The sequence below is a fragment of the Xanthomonas sp. SHU 166 genome (assembly GCF_000364685.1).
Taxonomy (GTDB): Bacteria; Pseudomonadota; Gammaproteobacteria; order Xanthomonadales; family Xanthomonadaceae; genus Xanthomonas_A; species Xanthomonas_A sontii.
In genome coordinates this window covers 1-6,606 of the sequence record NZ_AQOJ01000077.1, presented here as the reverse complement: position 1 = coordinate 6,606, position 6,606 = coordinate 1, and the positions used below count along the sequence as shown (strand labels likewise).

Annotated in this window: 6 protein-coding genes and 2 pseudogenes; 5 read left to right on the top strand and 3 right to left on the bottom strand. The window is 69.1% G+C overall.

The genetic code is table 11. The annotated features are described in order from the left end of the window. The 3 genes and pseudogenes from D180_RS03300 to D180_RS24385 form a co-directional block, all read left to right on the top strand. A pseudogene (locus D180_RS03300) lies at positions 1 to 484 on the top strand (AMP-ligase); the annotation flags it as partial. Positions 485 to 773: 289 nt separating this feature from the next. Continuing rightward, a complete protein-coding gene (locus D180_RS03295) occupies positions 774 to 1,340 on the top strand; it encodes a hypothetical protein (protein WP_017911667.1) in 567 nt (188 codons plus the stop codon). A gap of 14 nt (positions 1,341 to 1,354) precedes the next feature. Then, a complete protein-coding gene (locus tag D180_RS24385; RefSeq protein ID WP_232760297.1) occupies positions 1,355 to 2,842 on the top strand; it encodes an XVIPCD domain-containing protein in 1,488 nt (495 codons plus the stop codon). 246 nt (positions 2,843 to 3,088) lie between these two features. Here the strand turns inward: D180_RS24385 and D180_RS03285 are convergent, their stop codons facing one another. From D180_RS03285 to D180_RS03275, 3 genes are read right to left on the bottom strand one after another with little or no spacing between them, the layout of a single operon-like run. Then, entirely contained in the window at positions 3,089 to 3,640 is a 552-nt protein-coding gene (locus D180_RS03285; protein ID WP_232760295.1) for an AAA family ATPase, read from the bottom strand. Next, complete coding sequence (locus D180_RS03280) at positions 3,615 to 4,631, bottom strand: pteridine-dependent deoxygenase (protein ID WP_017911664.1); 1,017 nt, start codon at positions 4,629 to 4,631, stop codon at positions 3,615 to 3,617. Before D180_RS03280 ends, D180_RS03285 begins: the two co-directional genes overlap by 26 nt. Next, complete coding sequence (locus D180_RS03275; RefSeq protein ID WP_087963545.1) at positions 4,628 to 5,986, bottom strand: NAD(P)/FAD-dependent oxidoreductase; 1,359 nt, start codon at positions 5,984 to 5,986, stop codon at positions 4,628 to 4,630. The genes D180_RS03280 and D180_RS03275 overlap by 4 nt, the downstream gene beginning before the upstream one ends. Positions 5,987 to 6,117: 131 nt before the next feature. On the opposite strand from D180_RS03275, the gene xanC reads away from it, so the two are divergent. Next, entirely contained in the window at positions 6,118 to 6,387 is a 270-nt protein-coding gene (gene xanC, locus D180_RS03270; protein WP_003470209.1) for a xanthomonadin biosynthesis acyl carrier protein XanC, read from the top strand. Continuing rightward, positions 6,362 to 6,606, top strand: a pseudogene (locus D180_RS03265) (ketosynthase); the annotation flags it as partial. The gene xanC and the pseudogene D180_RS03265, both read left to right, overlap by 26 nt.

Genomic DNA, 6,606 nt, shown 5'->3' with positions numbered 1-6,606 from the left:
CAGCCGCCGCACCGCCTGCGAAGCGCCGTGGACGCCGCTGCCCGGCGTGCGCGTGGCGCCGCAGCCGGACGGCACCCTGGTGCACGCGCCGCACCTGCCGCAGCCGGTGCTGCTGGCCGACCTGATGGAAGTGGATGCCGACGGCCGTTTCCAGGTGCGCGGGCGCCAGGCCGACCTGCTGGAGATCGCCGGCAAGCGCGCCTCGCTGGCCGACCTCACCCGGCGCCTGCTGGCCCTGCCGGGCGTGGTCGACGGCGCGATGCTGCAACTGGATCCGGAACCGGGCCAGGCGGTGGGCCGCATCGCCGCGGTGGTGGTGGCGCCGACCCTGGACGAGGCCGCGATCCTCGCCGCGCTGCGCCGCGAGCTGGATCCGGTGTTCCTGCCGCGCCGCCTGCGCCTGCTCGACGCCCTGCCGCGCAACGAGACCGGCAAGCTGCCGCGCGATCGGTTGCTGGCGTTGCTGGCGGCACGCGAGGACTGACGGGGCGGTCGAATCGCACCGGGATCGGGATCAGGCCGGCTTGGCAAGCGGTCAATCGACCGCTGCTGGTGAAACGTCGAGCCTGCATCGCTGCAGATGGTTCAGTGGGCGGCTTGCTGTGGGGCCTGCCGGTGTTCGTATACTGCGCTCATCGCTTCGCGCCGCAAGGATGTGCCGCATGCCCCATCGGGCTTCTCTCGTCCTGATCGCCTCGCTGCTGTGCGGGGCCTGCACCCATGCGCCCGCGCGGACGCCTGCCGTTGCGCCTCCTGCCAAGGAATCTCCCGCCATGACCTCGTCCCCCTCGTCCGGCGCTGCCGATCAGGCCGCCGCGCCCGTGTCGCCCAAGCTGAGCGCCGAGCAGATGCTCAGCCGATTGCTGACCTTGATCCGGACCAGCAGAAGCGTGGCCGACTTCACGCCGGAGCGCTTGCATGAGGTGATGGGGGTGGAGATGGACTATGCGCGTGATGGGTCGGGACGTTATGGATTCGGGGAGAAGGTCAGCCGGGACTGGGTGCATGGCTTCGAGGTCAACATGAAGAAGGCCGATCCTCGGTTGATCTTCAGCTTCGATCCGGTTGTACCGGGCGCCTCGCCCGCGATGCGCGATCTCTGCCGCGTGGATTTCGATCAGTTCACCAGCGAATTAGAAGAAATGGGTTTTGTGCGTGAGCGCTACTACGACTCTCCCCCGGCGGCGCCGAACGGCGGGCCAAAGCCGTCTCACGGACCCTGGATGTACGATTCGTTCGAGCGCCCCGGCATGTGGTTGCAGGTTTACCCGCGTGACGAAAGCATCGGGTCCGATGATGCAGTCCGTCACTCCTGTGTTCAGATGGTGATAGTCGGATAAAGGGAGGCGCAGGGATGCCACTCACGCCACAAGCTCAAGCTGTCATCACCGACTTTGGTAGCCAGCCAAGTGTCAGTCCTGATCACGTGCGGAATCTGCGCGCGATCATCGAAGCATCGCCCGCCTTGGTCGATCAGCTAAACGACGCTGTACGTCAGGGCCAAGTGTCACGCATCGTTCCGCTGACCAATCCCAATGCTGGCGGCGAGTACGATTCTGAAAACAAGGCTGTGCGGGTCCCATTGGCCAGGCTTCAAGCATCGCCGTCTGGGCGGGCACCCAACGCGGGCGAACTCACCTATGTCCTGGGACATGAGTTGCAGCATGGCGCCAATGCCGCGGACACCAAGCGAGCACTCACCGAATTTGCCGCTGGCGTTTCCGCAATCTCACAGCGACAAAGTCCACGCGACTACACCGAACCTCTGGCGTCTCTCCTTGTACAGAATCGTCGCGATGAAGCCGGAGCCCAGATCGCCGCCTGGAATGCGATGGTCAGCAGGGTCCGCACGGCGAATCCGAACGCAACCCTTGAAGATATATACAACGAACAGCCAGGACGTATGGCTGATTTCATCGACAAGTCGGGCGCGCGACCTCACTTCGACTACACGCTCAAGCCGAATCTAAGCATCAATGCGGATATGACGATGCCCCAGAGTCCGGCCAATTTGGAGGGAATAGGGCAGAATTTTTTCGACAAGGCTTCCGAGATCAGCAAGCTCGGTGCTCTCGGCAACTCCGATTATGCCAACTACTACGCTGCCAATCCGGTCAGCCACATCGCCCAGGTCGAGCACCGGCAACATCCTCCCCAACCCGGCAACGACACCCCGCAGATCGCACTGAACCTGTCGCGGCTGCATCTGCGCGAGTCGCTGCTGGAAGAGAACGGGCTGGATCTGGGCAGGGACCGGCGTCCTCTGCCGTACTTCGACACCAGCACGCAGCCGCCGGTCGCGGGACTGCTGCAGCACACCGCCGACACCCATCGGCACGTGTCGCCCCTGGCCAACGGGTTGCCCGAACCTTCGACGCTTCCCGCGCAAGGCGCCGAGGCGCACCGGAGCGATGATCCGTCGCTGCCGGGGCATCCGGATCACGCGTTGCTGGAACAGATCCGAGCAGGCATGCGCAGGGTCGACGCAGACCTGGGCAAGGCCTACGACCACGACAGCGAGCGGCTCAGCCGCAGCCTGCTGGCGGCCTGCAAGGACAACCGCGACATGTATCCGGGCGCCGCGGGCTATTCGTTGTCGGGCAATGCGCTGGAGCGGGTCGACCACGTGGTGTTGGGAAAGACCGGGAACCTGATCGCCGTGCAGGGCGCACTGGACGACCCGGCGATGAAGCGCGCGGTCGTTCCGGTGGAGCAGGCGTTGGCCACGCCGGTGGAACAGTCGGACCAGAAACTGGCGCTGGCCAATCAGGCGCTGGGGCAGGAGCAACAGCGCACCACACAGCCGGAATTGGACCGTCACCTGACCGCGCCGACGCGTTAGTGCGTGTCGCCACTGCGTGGCCGGCGAGGGGGGATCGGCAGGCGCGGGGTGGAAGGCAGCGGCGCGAAACATCGACGCATACGCGCTTGCTGCGGCGCGCTCTGCCACGTCCGGCGTCCAACGTGATTTGCGCCGGGCAAGCAGCGACACGGCATCCGTCCCGCACAGACCGCACTTGGGCGCAAGTCCAGGGACAGCGCGTCGCGCGGGCGGAACCGGCGCGGCAGTGGCGGTGCCGGTACCCGCTCAGGAAAGCGCGGCGGCGACCTGCGCGAACAGGTGCGGCAGATCCACCGGCATGCGGGTGTCCACGTCGATCACCGCCCCCAGGCCGATTGGGCCGGGATAGTCGGCAAGCAGGTCGGGCGGCAGTTCCCGCAGGGGGTGTGCCGCGTGCTGCGTGCCCGTCGCGGAACGCGCGCGGAAGCGGCGCAGGGTCTCGTCATGGCCGCAGTGGCAATGGACTTCCACCAGCCTCGCCTGCAGTGCGGCGATCCTGCCGCGCTCGTAGTCGCTGCGGGGCCGGAAGTTGGCTTCCAGCACCGCGTGCGGACTGCGCTGTGCCAGCGACCAGAGCATCTCCATCGCTGCGCCGCCGAGACGGCGCGATGCGGCGAGATCGCCGCCGCCATCGCCCAGGGCGTCGGTCAGCGTCTCCTTGATGAAATCCTTGCAGAACAGCGGAAAGCCCAGGTGCGCCGCCAGCGGGACCGCCAGCGTGGTCTTGCCGGCGCCGGGGGCACCGGACACCAGGACGATCTTGCGTCGCCGTTCAACCATGCACGCCGTCGATCTCAACCGCCAGTTCGTCGCGGCAGATCACCGCGTGCAGCAGCAGGCGCGGGACGCGGTCGCCGAAGCGGGTATCGAGGGCGGCGGCGACCAGCGGCAGGTCGCCGGGCTCGCGCACGTAGACCTTGAGGCGGGTGCCGTCGCCGAACTGCGATGGCAGGTCCGGGGCGTGTTCGCGGGCGGCCGCCAGCAGGGCGTCGAAGTTGGCGAAGGTTTCCTCCAACTGCGCCAGCAGCTGGCCCTGATGCATGGAGGCGTGGCCGACCACGCTGGCGGTGCCCGACAGCAGCAGCGGCATGTCGCTGCCGGCCGGCGGCAGCATGGCGCGGGCGAAGCTGGGCGGCTGCGGGCCGTACTGGCGCGGGTAGCGGTAGGCGCTGACCTGGCGCGGGTTCTCCAGCGGGGTGCCGGCCTGCGCGGCGGCCAGCCAGTAGATCTGCATCACCCGTGCGTCGTCGCAGCGGCCCACTGCGGTCGCCGCGGGCAGCTGGGTGGCGTCGAAATCGCCCAGCCCGCGCGCGCGGCCGACGCAGAAGCGCCGGTAGCGCTCGCGGTCGCCGCTGCCCAGGGTGATCGCGTCGAGGTAGTTCCAGATGCGCAGCAGGCGCGGGGTGGCGCTGCCGGCGACGAAGGCGCTGATCTGCGCGTAGGCGAGCGCGGCGGCTTCCTCGATGTCCAGGTCGACCTGGCGCTCGTCGATCTCGATGACGCCGAACTGCAGGCGGCCGTCGCTGGCCCAGGCGATGGCGCCGTCGCGGCCGCTGTGCACCGGGGCGTCGGTGCGCCACACCTCGAGCATGCGCGGGCCGTGCGGCTGCAGCGGCACGCGCAGGTAGCGCGGGTCGTCGTGGTAGGGCGCGGTCTCGCCGAAACCGAATACCGCCAGGACGCGATCCTCGGCCAGCCACTGGCTGGGGTCGGTTTCGGCGATGTAGTCCACCTGCAACTGCGGATGGCCCTGCGTGTGGTGCGGAAACTGCAGGTGCGGGCGGCTCATGGTGTATCTCCGTGCAAGGTGTCGCCGTGGAACTGTTCGCGGGCCTGGCGGCGGCGGTGGCGCCAGGCGCGCCACGCCCGCGGCAGCATCGCCACCGCGGACAGCGCATAGATGGCGCGGAACACGCGCAGGCGGCGCAGCACCGCACGGTTGTCGAAGACGTCGCCGGCGAGCATCGCCACCACCGCCTGTTCCACCTGCAGCACGTTGCGCGGCTGCGCGAACAGCTCGCGCATGGTCGGCGAGGTGAAGCGGTAGATGAACCACTTGAACTCGTCCAGGCCGCCGCGCAAGTGCCGCTCCAGGCGCCGCTGCAGCCGCGCCTCGCGGGCCGGGTCGCGCAGCGCCGCGTCGACCACGGACGCGCCGCGCTCGGCGCTGTGCATGGCCAGGTACACGCCGGAGGAGAACATCGGGTCGACGAAGGCGTAGGCGTCGCCGAGCATCAGCCAGCGCGGCCCGCTCATGCGCGTGCATTCGTAGGCGTAGTTGCCGGTGGCGTGCACCGGCGCCACGCGCTGCGCGCCGGCCATGCGCGCCACCACGTCCGGATTCAGCGCCAGCGTGCGCAGCAGGAATGTCTCGCTGTCGCAGCCCTTGCGGGTCTTCATGTACTCCGGGTCGCACACCGCGCCCACGCTCATCACGTCGTCGGGCAGCGGGATCAGCCACATCCAGCCGTGCGCGTGGCGGTAGATGCTGATGTTGCCGGCGTCCTCGCCGGGGCGCCGCGCCACGCCGCGGAAATGGCTGAACAGCGCCGCCGACTGGTGCCGCGGATTGGCGCGCTTGAGCTTGAGCGTGTTGCCGAGAAAGGTGTCGCGGCCGCTGGCGTCGATCAGGTAGCGCGGCCGGTAGTGGCGCACGCCGTCGGCGCCGCGTGCCTGCACCGTCGGCGTCTCGCCGTCCAGCTGCACCGCCTCGACGCGGACGCCCTCGTGCACGTCGGCGCCGACCGCACGCGCGTGTGCGAACAGCACCCGGTCGAAGTCGGCGCGCGGCACCTGCAGCGCGAAGTCGGACTGCGCACCCAGTGCATGCGCGAAACGGAAGGTGTTGTAGCCGCCGGCATCGTTGGGGAAATCGGCGCCGAGCTTGAGCACGCCGATCGCCCGCACCTGGTCGAGCACGCCCAGCCGCTGCAGGATCGGCATGTTCATCGGCAGCAGCGATTCGCCGATGTGGAAGCGCGGGTGGTGGTCCTTTTCCAGCACCGTCACCCGCCAGCCGCGTTGCGCCAGCACGATCGCCGCCGCGCAGCCGGCCGGCCCCCCGCCGATCACCAGCACGTCGGGCGTGTCTGCCGCGGCGTCGCGTGCGGTGGGGGGAGGGGAAGCAACAGCGGCGGACGTCATCCTGAGGGAACCTGCGGGCGCAACGGCGGGGCGAAACGGCATGATAGCGTGCCGTTCGCGGGCCGATGGTTGCGCCGCAGCGCCCGATGCACCATCTTGTCGCACCCGTCCTTTCGCCTGGAAGCCCCTGGATGTCTTCGCAAACCGCCGCCGAACGTGAACTGGCCGAGCTGCTGGTCGAGAGCCTGAACCTGGAAGACGTCCAGCCCGGCGACATCGATCCGGAGGCGCCGCTGTTCAATACCGGCCTGGGGCTGGACTCGATCGACGCCCTGGAACTGGCGCTGGCGATCAGCAAGCGCTACGGCTTCCAGCTGCGCTCGGACAACGACGAGAACCGCCGGATCTTCGCCTCGCTGCGCGCGCTGTCGGCGCATGTCGAAGCCAACAAGACCAGCTGAGCCGGCCGACGCCGCGCCCTGGGCGCTGGCCCTGGGCGTGCTGCTGGCGCTGGCCTACTCGCCACTGGCGCACTGGGCCAATGCCGCGCACCGCCCGGACCTGGCGGTGCTGGCCGGCGCGGCGCTGGTGCTGATGGTGCTGGTGGAGCCGATGGCGCGCTGGCGGCCCTGGGCCTGGGCGCTGGCCATCGCCGCGACCGCGGCGCTGGTGCCGCTGTG

Coding starts and splice junctions, on each gene's coding strand:
- D180_RS24385 (WP_232760297.1), top strand. CDS start 1,355: ATGCCACTCACGCCACAAGCTCAAGCTGTCATCACCGACTTTGGTAGC.
- D180_RS03295 (WP_017911667.1), top strand. CDS start 774: ATGACCTCGTCCCCCTCGTCCGGCGCTGCCGATCAGGCCGCCGCGCCC.
- D180_RS03280 (WP_017911664.1), bottom strand. CDS start 4,631: ATGAGCCGCCCGCACCTGCAGTTTCCGCACCACACGCAGGGCCATCCG.
- xanC (WP_003470209.1), top strand. CDS start 6,118: ATGTCTTCGCAAACCGCCGCCGAACGTGAACTGGCCGAGCTGCTGGTC.
- D180_RS03275 (WP_087963545.1), bottom strand. CDS start 5,986: ATGACGTCCGCCGCTGTTGCTTCCCCTCCCCCCACCGCACGCGACGCC.